The organism is Oceanospirillum sp. (assembly GCF_048265165.1).
Classification (GTDB): domain Bacteria; phylum Pseudomonadota; class Gammaproteobacteria; order Pseudomonadales; family Halomonadaceae; genus Oceanospirillum.
Map to the genome: position 1 here is coordinate 311,211 of NZ_JBLXCD010000003.1, position 15,752 is coordinate 326,962.

Annotated in this window: 12 protein-coding genes; 3 read left to right on the plus strand and 9 right to left on the minus strand. The window is 49.4% G+C overall.

Features of this window, described 5'->3' with window-relative positions:
• Nucleotides 1-132 precede the first annotated feature (132 nt).
• The 3 genes from ACN0R8_RS08435 (at nucleotide 133) to ACN0R8_RS08445 (ending at nucleotide 3,104) form a co-directional block, all read left to right on the plus strand.
• Nucleotides 133-423 carry a co-chaperone GroES gene (locus ACN0R8_RS08435; RefSeq protein WP_077242829.1) on the plus strand — a complete coding sequence of 97 codons (291 nt, stop codon included), beginning with the start codon at nucleotides 133-135 and terminating at the stop codon, nucleotides 421-423.
• A 61-nt stretch (nucleotides 424-484) separates the two neighbouring features.
• On the plus strand, nucleotides 485-2,134 hold the full coding sequence (groL, locus tag ACN0R8_RS08440; RefSeq protein WP_417596639.1) for a chaperonin GroEL: 1,650 nt from the start codon (nucleotides 485-487) through the stop codon (nucleotides 2,132-2,134).
• Nucleotides 2,135-2,363: 229 nt separating this feature from the next.
• On the plus strand, nucleotides 2,364-3,104 hold the full coding sequence (locus tag ACN0R8_RS08445; protein ID WP_417596640.1) for an RNA methyltransferase: 741 nt from the start codon (nucleotides 2,364-2,366) through the stop codon (nucleotides 3,102-3,104).
• 80 nt (nucleotides 3,105-3,184) lie between these two features.
• On the opposite strand, the gene ACN0R8_RS08450 is transcribed toward ACN0R8_RS08445, so the two are convergent.
• The 9 genes from ACN0R8_RS08450 to serC all read right to left on the minus strand — a co-directional run bounded on the left by ACN0R8_RS08450 (nucleotide 3,185) and on the right by serC (nucleotide 15,752).
• The gene (locus tag ACN0R8_RS08450) at nucleotides 3,185-4,822 is read right to left on the minus strand and encodes a methyl-accepting chemotaxis protein (protein WP_417596641.1); all 1,638 of its coding nucleotides are present in this window, start codon (nucleotides 4,820-4,822) and stop codon (nucleotides 3,185-3,187) included.
• Nucleotides 4,823-4,856: 34 nt separating this feature from the next.
• Nucleotides 4,857-5,102: a hypothetical protein gene (locus tag ACN0R8_RS08455; protein ID WP_417596642.1), complete on the minus strand. Its 246-nt coding sequence runs from the start codon at nucleotides 5,100-5,102 to the stop codon at nucleotides 4,857-4,859.
• The gene (locus tag ACN0R8_RS08460) at nucleotides 5,099-7,177 is read right to left on the minus strand and encodes a hypothetical protein (protein WP_417596643.1); all 2,079 of its coding nucleotides are present in this window, start codon (nucleotides 7,175-7,177) and stop codon (nucleotides 5,099-5,101) included. The genes ACN0R8_RS08455 and ACN0R8_RS08460 overlap by 4 nt, the downstream gene beginning before the upstream one ends.
• A 285-nt stretch (nucleotides 7,178-7,462) precedes the next feature.
• The gene (gene rpsA / locus ACN0R8_RS08465) at nucleotides 7,463-9,142 is read right to left on the minus strand and encodes a 30S ribosomal protein S1 (RefSeq protein ID WP_417596644.1); all 1,680 of its coding nucleotides are present in this window, start codon (nucleotides 9,140-9,142) and stop codon (nucleotides 7,463-7,465) included.
• Between the two features lie 228 nt (nucleotides 9,143-9,370).
• Nucleotides 9,371-10,057: a (d)CMP kinase gene (cmk, locus tag ACN0R8_RS08470; protein ID WP_417596645.1), complete on the minus strand. Its 687-nt coding sequence runs from the start codon at nucleotides 10,055-10,057 to the stop codon at nucleotides 9,371-9,373.
• A gap of 17 nt (nucleotides 10,058-10,074) precedes the next feature.
• A complete protein-coding gene (locus ACN0R8_RS08475; RefSeq protein ID WP_417596646.1) occupies nucleotides 10,075-12,300 on the minus strand; it encodes a bifunctional prephenate dehydrogenase/3-phosphoshikimate 1-carboxyvinyltransferase in 2,226 nt (741 codons plus the stop codon).
• A 6-nt stretch (nucleotides 12,301-12,306) separates the two neighbouring features.
• Nucleotides 12,307-13,437 carry a histidinol-phosphate transaminase gene (gene hisC / locus ACN0R8_RS08480; protein ID WP_417596648.1) on the minus strand — a complete coding sequence of 377 codons (1,131 nt, stop codon included), beginning with the start codon at nucleotides 13,435-13,437 and terminating at the stop codon, nucleotides 12,307-12,309.
• A gap of 131 nt (nucleotides 13,438-13,568) precedes the next feature.
• Nucleotides 13,569-14,660: a prephenate dehydratase gene (gene pheA / locus ACN0R8_RS08485; RefSeq protein ID WP_417596649.1), complete on the minus strand. Its 1,092-nt coding sequence runs from the start codon at nucleotides 14,658-14,660 to the stop codon at nucleotides 13,569-13,571.
• Nucleotides 14,661-14,666: 6 nt separating this feature from the next.
• Nucleotides 14,667-15,752, minus strand: coding sequence for a 3-phosphoserine/phosphohydroxythreonine transaminase (serC, locus tag ACN0R8_RS08490; RefSeq protein ID WP_417596650.1), 1,086 nt, complete (start codon nucleotides 15,750-15,752; stop codon nucleotides 14,667-14,669).

Here is a 15,752-nt window from a genome sequence, read left to right on the forward strand (position 1 = left end):
CATTGAATTGAAAAAGCATGTCCCCATTAAAAGGGCATAGCTTTGAGCCCTTAGGGGCAAAACCAAAACATCCGGTTATACCGGAACTTTAAAGATTGAATATTAACGATCTTTTTTAGGAGTGATTTGAGAATGAAAATCCGTCCTTTGCATGACCGCGTAGTAATCCGCCGCAAAGAAGAAGAAACCACCACAGCAAGTGGTATTGTTCTGCCAGGCTCTGCTGCAGAGAAGCCTAATCAAGGTGAAGTAGTAGCAGTCGGTCAGGGTCGCGTTCTTAATAACGGCGAGCTTCAGGCTGTGAGCGTTAAAGAAGGTGACACCGTTCTGTTTGGTCCTTATGCCAGCAACACTGTAAAAATTGATGGTGAAGAATTGCTGATCATGAGCGAAAGCGAAATCTATGCTGTCTTAGAAAGCTAATTCAGCTCGACGCATTTGTACTTATCAACAGACAACAATTTACTGAACAGGATTTTTCAAAATGGCTAAAGAAGTATTATTTGGTACTGATGCACGTCAGCGCATGCTGGAAGGCGTAAACGTACTGGCTGACGCGGTTAAAGCAACCTTAGGCCCTAAAGGTCGTAACGTGGTTCTGGAGAAGTCTTTTGGTGCTCCGACCATTACGAAAGATGGTGTTTCCGTTGCCAAAGAGATCGAGCTGAAAGATAAGTTCGAAAATATGGGCGCACAAATGGTTAAAGAAGTTGCGTCAAAGGCAAATGATGTAGCTGGTGACGGCACAACGACTGCAACCGTTCTGGCGCAGTCTATCGTTACTGAAGGTCTGAAGTCTGTTGCTGCCGGCATGAACCCAATGGATCTGAAGCGTGGTATCGACAAAGCGACTCAAGCTGTTGTTGCTGAACTGAAAGAACTATCTGTTCCTTGCGCTGACAATAAAGCGATTGCACAGGTTGGTACCATCTCTGCAAACTCCGACGCCACTGTAGGTGACATTATCGCTGAAGCGATGGCTAAAGTGGGCAAAGAAGGCGTTATCACTGTTGACGAAGGTCGCGGCTTTGATGATGAGCTGGAAGTTGTTGAAGGTATGCAGTTCGACCGTGGATACCTGTCGCCTTACTTTGTAAACAACCAAGAGAAAATGGCCGTTGAGCTGGATGACCCTCTACTGCTGCTGGTTGACAAGAAAATTTCTAACATCCGTGAGTTGTTGCCGGTTCTGGAAGCCACTGCGAAAGCAGGCAAGCCACTGGTTATCATCGCTGAAGATATCGAAGGCGAAGCACTGGCGACTCTGGTTGTTAACTCTATGCGCGGTATCGTAAAAGTTGCTGCTACTAAAGCCCCTGGCTTTGGTGATCGCCGCAAAGCGATGCTGGAAGATATAGCTATTCTAACCGGCGGTACTGTCATTTCAGAAGAAGTTGGCCTGAGCCTGGAAGCAGCTACTCTTGAGAATCTGGGTAGCGCGAAGCGCATCACCATGAGCAAAGAGAACACCACTATTATTGATGGTGTTGGTGAAGCATCAGCGATTGAAGCCCGTGTTACTCAGATCCGTGCTCAGATCGAAGAAACCACATCTGATTACGATAAAGAGAAGCTTCAGGAACGTGTTGCCAAGCTGGCAGGCGGCGTAGCCGTTATTAAAGTTGGCGCTGGTTCCGAAATGGAAATGAAAGAGAAGAAAGACCGCGTTGAAGATGCTCTGCACGCAACCCGTGCTGCAGTGGAAGAAGGCGTGGTACCTGGTGGTGGTGTAGCTCTGATCCGTGCTCTGGCAAAAGTTAAAGAGATTCAGGGTGATAACCACGATCAGAACGTTGGTATCGAACTGGCTTTCCGCGCCATGGAAGCACCTCTGCGCCAGATTGTAACTAATGCCGGTGAAGAAGGCTCCGTTGTTGTCGCTAACGTTCGTGCGGGCGAAGGCAACTATGGCTACAACGCAGCATCCGGTGAATACGGTGATATGATCGAAATGGGTATTCTTGACCCAGCGAAAGTAACCCGTTCTTCTCTACAGGCTGCAGCTTCTGTTGCAGGTCTGATGATCACTACTGAAGCGATGGTAGCTGATGCACCAGAAGAGAAAGGTGCCGCTGGTGGTATGCCTGATATGGGCGGCATGGGCGGTATGGGTGGCATGGGCGGTATGATGTGATCATCAGCCCTGCCATCGGGAACAGCGCCTCTGTTAGGCGCTGATCTCTGATACCATAAGCCTCGCTGAATGCTTTAACCGGCAGCAGCGGGGCTTTTTTTCGCCTGTTGTTTTTCAGCCTGCAACGCCAATCCGTTTACGGTATCCTTGCCCGCTTCAGATTAGCGGCTCAGCACTCAATATACGCTTGGTATAATCTCTTCAAATTTAGCGCTTTTACGGATCACTTATGCTCGAAAAAATCCGCATTGTTTTAGTAAACACTTATCACCCTGGCAACATCGGCTCCGCTGCACGGGCGATGAAGGTGATGGGACTGGATCGCCTTTATCTGGTTTCCCCAAATCAGTTCCCCCATGAAGACGCCAATACCATGGCTGCCGGTGCCGAAGATATTCTGGACAAGATTGTGCTCTGCGAAACGCTGGAAGACGCTGTCGGAGACTGTGAGCATGTGATTGCCACCAGTGCCCGCCCGCGCTCCCATCAGGTTCCTGCGATGACGCCGCCTGAATGTGCTCTCTTTGCCCACCAGACACAGACTACTGAAGAAGTTGCAATTGTCTTTGGCCGAGAGCGTAGTGGCCTGACAACAGAAGAATATGAACTGTGTAACAAGCATGTCTTTATTCCGGCGAACCCGGACTATTCGATTCTGAATATGGCTTCTGCTGTTCAGATTATCGCTTATGAGCTGTACCAGAAAAGTCTGACTCACTTTGAGCCAGTGAAAAAAGAGATTGAGCGACCCAGTGCCAAAGAAATGCAGTTTTTTCTGCAGCGCATGGAAGAGTGTCTGGATGACGCAGGTTATTTTAAAGGTAAACCAAAAGATGTCACCTTGGGGAAATTGCGGGCTTACTTTCAGCGCAGTCTACCGGAAAAGGCAGAACTTAGCCTACTGCAGGGAATACTGACCCGCCTAGAGTCAGAGGAAGATTGGCAGAGCCGACAACAGATAAAATCATAGATGAAAAAAGCATCCGGCAAGCCTTTCAGCTGGCCGGATACTTTCAAAGAAACAGCCTTCTTTGATCAGTAGCCTGAAATTTAGTTAACTTTAAAACGGTTAATCAGGTGGATCATATCCTGAGACACCTGCATCAGATTCTGGCTGGCTGACGCCATCTGAGCAGACTCATTACTGACATCCATAGTCAGATCCCGTAAGCTGACTACATTGTTATTGATGCCCGATACGGCTGTGGATTGCTCTTCTGACGCCGCGGCAATCTCTTGGTTCATACGCTGAATCGAGGCAACTTCCCGTGTAATATTGCCCAGCGCCTGCCCCGCGGATGCAGATGTTTCAGCTGCAATGCCTGCTTTCTCAGCACCATCACTCATGACCGATACGGCTTGCTCAGCTGCTGCCTGCAGCTTCTCAACAATGGTTTGAATCTCAGCCGTCGACTCCTGAGTACGTTGAGACAAAGTACGCACCTCATCAGCAACAACCGCAAAACCACGGCCAGCTTCACCGGCACGAGCCGCTTCAATGGCCGCATTCAGTGCCAGCAGGTTAGTCTGCTCAGCAATACCACGGATCACTTCCAGAACCGTATCCACATTACGACTGTCCTCTGCCAGGCGCGAGATCACACTACTGGCCTCCTGAATAGCAGAGGAGAGTTGCTCCGCTTCAGCAATATTCTGACGTATAATCTCCTGACTCTGCTCCGACTCCCTACTCGCCTGAATCGTCGATTCATTGGCTTGAACCGTGCGTTCGGTCACCTCTTCAACACTGGCCAGCATCTGCATCATAGCACTTGCCAACTGTTCTGAATCCTGCTTCTGCTGATACACACTACCATCAACACTCTGAGTCGACGCCACCATTTGCGAGGCCGAACTTGCCAGCCGTTCTGCTGACCCACTGACATCACGCATAATGCCCTGCAGCGACGCCACAAAATGATTAAAGTAACGTGCCAGTGCTACCAGCTCCACAGAACCGGTTTCCTCGAGACGCTGGGTGAGATCTCCCTCTCCCTGTGACAGGCCCCGCATCGCTTTTACCGTTCGATTCAGAGGGGTTGTAATACTGCGGATAAAGAACACCAGAATAACCGATAAACCAACCAGAATAATCACACCATTGAAGATAGACATTAGCTCAGAAGCAGCAATATCCGCCTGTAGTGCATCCATATTCAGACCACTTCCAATGGTCCATTGCCATGGAGCAAAATAATCAGCGTAGCTGGTTTTGGGGTCTAGCTGTTCTTTGTTCTCACTACCTGGCCATTGATAATCAACAAAACCGCCGCCGCTTTTTGCCTGAGCATAAAGCTCCTTAACGAAAGGCTTACCATTCGGGTCTTTCAGACCCATGATATTTTTACCGACTAGGGCTTCAACTCCGCTGGCCAGTTGAACACCCTCGCTGTCACCCACAAAAAGATAGTTACCGTTATCAAAGCGCATAGCTGTAACAGCAGCCAGTGCCTGACGCTTGGCTTCTGCCTCTGACAGCGTACCTTCCTGACTAAGCTGGTAGTAATGATCAATGACGCCCACTCCGCTTTCAACCAGAAGTGATACTCCTTTCTCATAGCTATCACGCAGGTGATCACGCATTTTCGATGCATCCAACAAGGTGTTGATCACCAGCCCTAAAGCAAACAAACCCAGTATCATCCAAGCGCGAGTCGCAATGGATATTCTTGATAAACTGGTTTCCATGATGTTCCCTCTAATCCTTGCCCAAGGCGTTTACCTAAGGCCCTGTAATACACTTTCCGGCCAGAAGTTTATGGTGTTTTTCCTGTAACCGGTTCAGTTGTTCAACAGCAACGTCCCGATCCACATTCGGTTCAGTAGCTGTTTCCCGGATGACATCCCTGATGGTTTCAAGCAACTCCTCTGAGTCTGCTTTGGAAACAACGCCCATGCTGCCCCCCTGTTGCTCAAACTGCTGCCTGTCCTTCCTTCGTTTGGCCGCCGCCCTGGTAAAAACACTCACGCCTGATCTCCTGCATCAAAATGGTAAACATTGACCCGATTCAAGGCACAATCCGGCAAGTAAATCCGCCGATTACGAACATGCATCAGATAAGGCATCCATAGCTGACCTTTAGAACTATCCGCACCAAAAGCAGCAAAAGAAGACACACATTGATCATTCCGGTCGAAAACCTTCACCGCACGATTCACCAGGTCTGAAACAAAAAGATAACCCTGCTCAAACTCAACACTAGTAGGAAGCAGAAAGTGATCATCGTCGGTTCCATAACCTGGCTGACCAAAACGACGAACCGGTCGCCCCTGTACATCGGTTACCTGAATCCTGTGGTTGAACTGATCAGATATATAACAAAGACCATCATCAGACACAGCAATATCAGAGGGCGTATGAAACTGATCGTCACCATCCCCCAGAATCCCAAAGGTATCTACCAGCCCAACGATTCCCAGCCTGTTGAGGCGCCAGCGCGCGATACGGTTATTACCGGAGTCCGCAATAAAAATATCCCGACTAACGGGATCAATGGCTAGCCCCTGAGGCTTATTCAGCTGCCACGGGAAATGCCCCTGAGAACCGAAAGCCGTATAGGGAATTAACTCTTTGTAGAATGGATGGTATTGATAAATTGTGACAATTCCGCTGAGAAAATTGCTGACAACTAATAAGGGAATTTCAGGATCAAATTGCCCTGGGAAGGGATTAAGCGGTGTAAGAGAGGTAATCCCTAAAGAGCCAGGCAACAGAGGCATACTGGTTGAACGTAAACTGTTCGATTTTAAATTATCTGTGGATTGCAGCTGATAGTTTCCGGCATCGACAACCCAAAGACTCTCATCTTCAGCCGAATTCGATGACGGCATAAGCAGAGAAAGCCAGCTTCTTTGCCAGCGCTGCATCCACTCCATCTGCCAATTCAGTCCCATATTGAGCCAGGTTGGCATGCCAGGTATCTCCGTCAGCTTCAGCAATTTTTCCTGCTGCTGCTCCAGATGCCCTACTTGTTCCCGAGAAAACCAAGGCATCACTGTTGGAGATTGAGCCGCGGAAGCACTGCGCCCATCTGAAGCAATATCACCCGCAGCAGAGGTTGCAAAATGAAGCTGCCCCTTACTGTCACGTTCATCTCCAACCTGTACCAGCACATCAGGATAAATATCACGTCCATGCTGTACCCGTCTAAGATTAACCTTGTGTAACTGCAAAGAAGCCAGAATCGGCTCGGTTACCAGAAACGTATTTTCCTGGGGAAACTCCGTTAGCTGAATTGGCGAAAAATAACCCGCTAAAGCCCCCTGAAAAACACCATTCTGGTTATAAACAGAAATCGCATTACTTTTGCCACCCGGAATCAGCACCTTACCTTGAATAATGGCAACATCCCGCGCCAGCTCAAGGCCATCAAGATAAGGTTTGCCTGTGGATGAAAAAACAACGCCCTTACCCTGCCAGTCACAGCGAACAACGGTATTAAAACCGGTATTAGCGATGTAAATACGCCCTTGCCGATCAACACTTAGCCCCTGGGGCCAAAGCAGCTCTACCGGTGTTTTATAGCCGGTAATCTGATGGATATCGTAGAGGTACTCTCCGTTATCACGAAATACAACTAAACGACTGACACCATCAGGCCCTTCAAAAAACTCATCGGCAACGCAAAGCTGACCCCGGTAATAAACAATGCCATTAGGGCCTTTCAGGTCAACGCTAGAGGTATCACCAAATGTTGAGATTGGAGTAATGGTATTTTCATCGTAAGAGAGGATATGAACCCGGAAATTGCCGATATCAGTAACGTAGATATGGCGTTTCTCTGGGTGAGCCAAAAGCCGGAAAGGCATATTGAACTGCCTGTCACCACTACCGGTTGAACCGAAAGCCATCAAAATGGTTTCAAGCTCAGCATCCATAACCAGTAACCGGTTGTGCGCGGTATCCGCCAGCCAAACTCTGCCAAAATGATCAACACAGCTGCCAACAGGTGTGTTCAGAGAGAGATGGCCCGCAATAGAAGCTGGCATGGAGGGTAAGACATGGTTCACACAGCCCAACTGAGCTTTATATTTAACTCCCATCGGCCACACTCCTTGTCCGGCATTTATCTGATTATCAATAGGCTGTTGCACTGCAACGAATCTAAATGTAGTCCTCCGAAAGCAGTATGCCAACAATTTTTTAATGCTTATTGTAATGGTGTGACTCAATTCCAAAAATACTACAGGCCTCGCCATATCTGACTTATGGCTAGTCCATAGTAAAAAACATCTCGGGTATTCAAGCCTGCGATATACTTTTCTGCAGACGAAAAAAAACCACCGCTAAGCGGTGGTTTTCTGTGAAACCCAGCTAATCAGTAATGATTAGTTGTTTTTCATCTGCTGCTTGATCAGGTCACCAATAGTGGTTGGACCTGCAGCTTCAACTTCCTGAGAGCGAACTTTCTGCAGCGCTTCTTTCTCATCTGCAGCATCTTTCGCTTTAACAGACAAGTTGATAACGCGGTTCTTACGGTCGATGCTAACGATCTTAGCTTCAACAGCGTCGCCTTCGTTCAGTACGTTGCGAGCATCTTCTACTTTGTCACGGCTGATTTCAGACGCTTTCAGAGTAGCGATAACGTCAGTTGCCAGTTCGATAGTCGCTTCTTTCGCGTCAATCGCTACAACTTTACCATTTACCAGAGTGCCCTTGTCATTTTCAGACACGTACTCAGCGAATGGGTCGCTATCCAGCTGCTTGATACCCAGGGAGATACGCTCACGCTCTGGATCGATAGACAGAATGATAGTTTCGATCTCGTCGCCTTTCTTGTACTTACGAACAGCTTCTTCGCCAGCTTCATTCCAAGAAATATCAGACAGATGAACCAGACCGTCGATGCCGCCATCCAGACCGATGAAGATACCGAAGTCAGTGATAGACTTGATAGAGCCAGTCACTTTGTCATTCTTGTTGAACTTACCAGAGAACTCTTCCCAAGGGTTTGGAGTGCACTGTTTGATACCCAGAGAGATACGACGACGTTCTTCGTCAATATCCAGTACCATAACTTCAACGTCATCACCCACGTTAACAACTTTAGATGGGTGGATGTTTTTGTTAGTCCAATCCATTTCAGAAACGTGAACCAGACCTTCAACACCTTCTTCCAGTTCGGCAAAGCAACCGTAGTCTGTCAGATTAGTAACACGTGCAGTTACTTTGGTGTTTTCTGGGTAACGGGAAATGATGTTCACCCATGGATCTTCGCCCAGCTGTTTCAGGCCAAGTGATACACGGTTACGCTCGCGATCGAACTTAAGAACTTTAACGTTGATTTCATCACCAACATTAACGATTTCGCTAGGATGCTTGATACGCTTCCAAGCCATATCAGTGATGTGCAGCAGGCCGTCAACACCGCCCAGATCTACGAATGCACCGTAGTCAGTCAGGTTCTTAACGATACCTTTAACTTCTTGGCCTTCTTGCAGGTTAGCCAGCAGCTGCTCGCGCTCTGCAGAGTTTTCTGCTTCCAGAACCGCACGACGGGATACAACAACGTTGTTACGCTTAGGATCCAGCTTGATTACACGGAAGTCCAGCTCTTTGCCTTCCAGGTGAGTGGTGTCACGAACCGGACGTACATCAACCAGAGAACCAGGCAGGAACGCACGGATGTTATGAACGTCAACTGTGAAGCCGCCCTTAACTTTACCGTTGATCACACCTTTAACAATTTCGTTCTTCTCAAAGGCCGCTTCCAGGCCTTTCCATGCTTCAGCACGTTTCGCTTTTTCACGGGACAGACGAGTTTCACCGAAACCATCTTCTACTGCTTCCAGAGCTACCTGAACTTCATCGCCAATAGACAGGGCAAACTCTTCACCTTCATTTACAAACTGAGAGCGCGGGATCACACCTTCAGATTTCAGGCCGGCGTGAACCGTTACCCAGTCACCATCAATATCAACAACCGTTGCGGTTACAATGGAGCCTGGCTCCATGTTGACTTCCTGGAGGCTCTGTTCAAACAGCTCAGCAAAGCTTAATTCGCTCATTATTTATCCTACGTGATCTACAAGTTAAGGGATTAGCAACACGGCTAATTAAGCCGCTGTATACATTGCTTCTCCACAGTCTCCGTATCACCAGCAAATACGGGCTTCATTTTATCTGCGCTCAGAAGTGTTAACGCCGGTTCAGGTGAATATCCGTTTATCAGTTAAAGGACAGATATTCCCTATGACACTTTGCCTGAGCACCCCCCGAAAACAGAAAACAGAAAATCAGACCAAAGCTCGCGCTTTAGCCAAATCGATAATCTGTGCAACCACTTCCGGAATCGACATATCGGTTGTATCAAGCGTAATCGCATCATCCGCGGGCTTTAAGGGCGCCACGTCTCGATTCATATCACGCTCGTCGCGAGTTTGTATCTCGCTTAAAATGGCTTGGAATTTAGCATCAATGCCCTTTTCTTGCAACTGTTTTACCCTTCTTCGCGCCCGTTCGTCGGCACTGGCAGTGAGGTAAATTTTCAGCGGCGCATCAGTAAACACCACAGTGCCCATATCACGGCCATCGCCGACAACACCGGGAGCCTGACGAAAATCACGCTGACGCTGCAGCAACGCATCGCGCACAGGAGTCAGCGCCGCCACGATAGACGCATTATTACCGGTTGTCTCGGTACGGATCGCTTTGGAAACCTCTTCGCCATCAAGCATCACGCTGACGGGTTCATTCTCTGCGCCGGGCAGAAAAGCGATATCCAAATTACGAGCAACGTCAGCCAGCGCTGCGGCATCATCAAAAGCAACACCTTTGCGTTCTGCGCCAAGGGCCGTCAACCGGTACAGGGCTCCACTATCCAGCAAATGCCAGCCCAGCTTGCCGGCAATAATCTGACTGATAGTGCCTTTACCAGCACCACCCGGCCCATCCAATGTAATTACAGGAGCTGCTCTACTCATTGCTATTCCCTATTCACTCAAGCTTCTTCAACGTTAATCTTCATGCCAATTTTATTGGCAAGCTCGACAAAACCAGGGAAAGAAGTCGCCACATTGGCGCAGTCCTCAATAAAAATCTCCCCTTCTGAGCATAAAGATGCCACCGCAAAAGACATGGCGATACGGTGGTCATCATGGCTATGAACACGCCCTCCGGTCATCTTTCCACCCTGGACAGCATTAATGCCAACGATATCAATTCCATCGTCATAAACGGTGCACTGAATACCCAGCGCCTGCAGACCATCAGCCATCACCTGAATACGATCACTTTCTTTAACCCGTAACTCTTCTGCACCGCGCAAGCGGGTAACACCTTCGGCACAAGCAGCCGCCACAAATAATACAGGGAACTCATCAATCGCCAGCGGAACCTGATCCTGAGGAATATCGATGCCTTTAAGGTCCGCTGAGCGCACCCGTACATCCGCCACAGGCTCGCCCCCCACTTCCGATTCATTTTCCAGCGTGATATCGGCACCCATTGCACGCAGGATATTTACAATACCCACCCGGGTCGGATTCATACCCACATGCTCAATAAGAATCTCAGAGCGGTCAGCAATAGAGCCTGCCACCATGAAAAAAGCAGCTGAAGAGATATCTGACGGTACATCAATATTACCGGCAACTAGCTTTCCGCCCCCTTGCAGAGAGGCCGTTGCCCCCTCACGATTCACCTCATAACCAAAACCGGTCAGCATGCGCTCCGTATGATCTCGGGTCGGTGCTGGTTCCGTTGTTTTGGTTTCACCTTCTGCATACAAGCCTGCCAGCAGGACACAAGATTTCACCTGGGCACTGGCCATCGGCATCTTATAATCAATCCCTTTCAGAGCCTGCCCTCCGCGAATCATCAAAGGTGGTCGACCACCTTCTGCTGTTTCAACCACGGCCCCCATTTCACGCAACGGCTTAGCCACGCGCTCCATCGGACGTTTAGTCAGAGACGCATCGCCTGTAAGCTCCACATCAAATGCCTGCCCCGCCAGCAGGCCGGATAGTAAGCGCATTGAGGTTCCTGAGTTGCCCAAATAGAGTGCACCTGCAGGTTTTTTCAGACCATTAAGACCAACACCATGAATGGTGACTTCCCCCTGATGAGGTCCTTCAATCACAACCCCCATATCACGGAATGCCTGCAGGGTTGCCAGACTGTCTTCCCCTTCAAGGAAACCCTTAACCTGGGTGACGCCTTCAGCAAGAGAGCCCAACATAATGGAGCGGTGGGAGATCGATTTATCACCCGGAACACGAATACGGCCACTCAGGGCATTACCAGGTGAGGTGCGGTAGTTAATTAGCTTATTTTGCATAGGGATATACGCCGAATTTTCCAAAATTCTTGAGAAATGCTCACGGGCGGCTTTGGCACGGGTAAAAATACCCAGCATAGCGTCACTGTCCGACTCTTCAATGGCCGTTCTTAAGCGTGACAAGCCCTGCTCGAACTCCGTAAGCGCTTGTAATACAGCGGGTTTATTTGCAATGTAGATATCACGCCACATCACAGGATCACTGGCTGCGATTCGGGTAAAATCGCGAAAACCGCCAGCGGCATAACGAAAAATTTCCAGGCTTTCATCCTGTGAAGCCAGGGTATCAACCAGGGAGAACGCAAGCATATGTGGCAAATGGCTGGTTGCCGCCAAAACTTCATCATGGCGGGCAATATCCATGGTAAGCACATCAGCACCCGTTGATCGCCACATCTGAGTCACGATAGATACAGCCTGCCGGTTATTATCCTGGGTCGGAGTCAGAATCACTTTATGCTTCTGATAGAGATCCACCAGCGCCGCACTGACTCCACTTTTCTCAGAGCCAGCTATGGGGTGGCCAAGAATAAAGTTTGCAGGCAACCCGCCCCATACCTTGACTGCAGATGTTTGCACAGAGCCCTTGCTACTGCCTACATCAGTAACAATCGTATCATTACGAAGCAAGGGTTTAAGCTGCATCATCACTGATTCCATAGCAATGACAGGCACCGAGACCACGATCAGATCCGCCTCAGCAATCCAGTCTTCCGCCCGGGTCGAGCCATGGTCAATCATGCCGATTTTGATCGCCAGTTCCACCTCGCTCTGATCCCGGTCACAGCCGATAATGCTTCCTCCCAACCCTGCCTTACGCAGCGCCAGTGCCAGGGAACCGCCGATCAATCCAAGGCCTATAACGAGTGTTTTCTTTATCGATTTCACTCGGGTTTATTCTCCCTGCTCGTTTTCAGTACCTGAAATTGTCAGAACCCTCTCCAGCGCTGCTATAAATCTCTGGTTCTCTTCCATCGTACCGATAGATACCCGAAGATGGTTTGGCATTTGGTAAGGAGCCACCGGACGCACAATAACCCCCTCCTGAAGCAGAGCGTCATCAACAGAACCCGCCGGTTGCCCAACATCCACACTGATAAAGTTACCCACAGACGGAATATAGTCCAGCCCCATGCGGTTAAATTCTGCTTCCAGATACGCCATACCCTCGGCATTCACCTGAACACTTTTGACCAGATATTCATCATCGCTCAAGGCTGCAATAGCGGCTTCCTGCGCTAACAGATTGGCATTAAAGGGTTGGCGAATGCGATTTAGAATATCAGCAACTTGAGGATGACTGACGCTGTAACCGATACGCAAACCGGCCAGACCGTATGCTTTGGAGAAAGTACGGGTCACCACCAGATTCGGGTAATCACTCAGCAAGCTGATGCCATTTGGGAAATCCGGCTGATCAACATATTCAGTATAGGCTTCATCCAGAACCACAATAATGCGCTCCGGTACTTTATCCAGAAAGGTGCGTACCGCGTTTTCGCTCAACCAGGTTCCAGTTGGATTGTTCGGATTTGCAACAAAAATCACGCGGGTTTTATCGGTAATCGCTTCGGCCATCGCATCCAGATCATGCCCCCAGTTTACTGCGGGCACGGCAATATGCTGAGCACCAATCGCCTGTGTCACGATAGGATAAACTGCGAAGGCATGCTGGGAATACATAGAAGCGCTATGGGCAGTCAGATAGCTACGAGCGATCAGCTCCAGTACATCATTGGAACCGTTACCCAAGGTGATCTGATCAATAGCCACATTCAGTTTGTCAGCAATTGCCTGCTTCAGACGAAACGCGTTACCGTCAGGGTAACGGGTTAGCTCCGGCATTTGGTTACGAATCGCAGCCAGTGCCTTTGGACTTGGGCCCAACGGATTTTCGTTACTGGCCAGCTTAACGATATTGCTGATACCCAGCTCACGCTCCAACTCTTCTACCGGCTTACCGGGCTGGTACGGCTGCAGACCCTGAACGCCTTTATTTGCTAATTCAATGTAATCACATGCCATAATTATTCCGCCTTAGCTATTTCGCTTTGCCTGTACTTGTCTGTTCTTATCTGCACTTGGTCAAGACAACAAAACGGGAGGCCAAGCCTCCCGTCTGGTTTTGCTTATTGCACACTAACCTCAGGGAGCCTTCAAAGCACACCCTTTGGATAAGAACCCAGAATTTTAATATCAGATACTCTCTGACTGATTTCCGCCAATGCTTCTTTAACTTTGTCATTTTCTGCATGAGCAGCAAAGTCGATAAAGAAAACATAATTCCAGGCCCCCACCTTAGATGGGCGCGTCTCAACACGGGTCAAATCGATACCGTGACGATGGAAGGGTTCCAGCAGGTCATGCAGCGCTCCCGGCTGATTGCGGGTTGCCACCATCAGAGAGGTTTTATCTTCGCCACTGGCCGGCACTTCCTGGTTACCAATAATCAGGAAGCGGGTCGAGTTATCCGGCTGATCCTCAATCTTCTCAGCCAGTTTTTCCAGACCGTACAGCTGAGCGGCCATATCACCGGCAATCGCCGCTGAGTGCCATTCACTTTTCACCAAACGTGCAGCCTCGGCGTTACTGCTTACCGCAATACGCTCAGCATTCGGATAGTGATGATCCAACCACTTTCGGCACTGAGCCAGAGAAGAAGCATGGGAATAGATTCTGGAGATCTTGTCTTTACGGGTACTCTCCCCCACCAGCAGGTACTGGTGAATACGCAGTACTACTTCACCGGAGATCTTCAGGGAGGAATCAATAAAGCTGTCCAGAGTATGACTGATCACACCTTCTGTGGAGTTCTCAACCGGAACCACACCGTAAGCGACTGCTCCAGCTTCCACTTCACGAAAGACATCATCAATAGCCGCCATTGGCAGACTGAGAGCTGAGTGGCCAAAGTGCTTAAGAGCAGCTTCCTGAGTAAACGTCCCCTCCGGGCCAAGAAACGCCACCTTAACCGGTTCTTCAAGGGCCAGACAGGCCGACATAATTTCCCGGAACAGGCGCGCCATCTCTTCAGATGACAACGGTCCTTCATTGCGATCCATCACCCGGCGCAGAACCTGGGCTTCACGCTCAGGACGATAAAAGTGGATATCAACGGAGCCGGAAGCTTGCTTTACTTCTGCCACCTGCTGCGCACACCGGGCACGCTGATTAATCAACAGCTGAATCTGCTGATCAATGGAATCAATTTGGTCGCGCAGCAGCGCGAGCTGTTCAGCTTCGGACATCTTGGCTTACCCGTGACGTTTTTCGAAATCAGACATAAAGGCGATCAAAGCATCAACCGCCGCTTCCGGTACCGCGTTATAGATACTGGCACGCATTCCACCCACAGAGCGATGTCCGGCCAGATTCAATAAACCAGCGGCCTCAGACTCCTGCAGGAACAACTTGTCCAGAGACGCATCCGCTAATGTAAAGGGTACATTCATCTGCGAGCGATTTGCTACTGCAATCGGGTTAGCATAAAAGCCACTGTTGTCAATCGCCTGATAAAGCTTCGCAGCTTTACGGGTGTTGATCTCAGCCATCTTTTCCAGGCCGCCAATATCACTTTTCAGCCAGTCAAACACCAGTCCTGCCAAATACCAGGCATAGGTCGGCGGAGTGTTATACATGGAATCGTTATCCGCCATAATGCGATAGTTCATCATCGATGGCGTGACAGTCATCGCCTGATCCAACAGGTCGTCACGGATAATCACCAGTGTCAGACCCGCAGGGCCGATGTTCTTCTGAGCACCGGCGTAGATCACGCCATACTGTGTCACATCCAGCGGCTTGGACAGAATATCAGAGGACATATCACAGACCAGAGGCACATCAGCCTGTGGTAGATAATCAAAGGCTAGTCCGCCGATGGTTTCATTACTGGTAAAATGCAGGTAAGCCGCATTGTCAGACAGCTCCAGCTCTGACTGCGCAGGGGTACAGGCGTAGTTACGATCTTTACTGCTACCCGCGGTATGAAGACCTTCCGCATAACGCGAGGCTTCTTTAATCGCTTTTCCGGCCCAGACACCAGTTTCAATATAGTTCGGAATACCGCCATTACCCAGCAGGTTCAGAGGAACCATTGCAAACTGGCTACTGGCACCGCCTTGCATAAAGAGCACTTTATAGTTATCCGGGATGTTCAGCAGGTCACGAAGGTCACGCTCCGCTTTGGCTGCAATCGCAACATAATCTTTGCTGCGATGACTCATCTCCATTACCGACAAGCCACGTCCCTGCCAGTCCAGCATCTCAAATTGTGCTTTTTTCAGTACCGCTTCAGGCAGAGCAGCTGGCCCTGCACAAAAATTAAACAGACGTGTCAT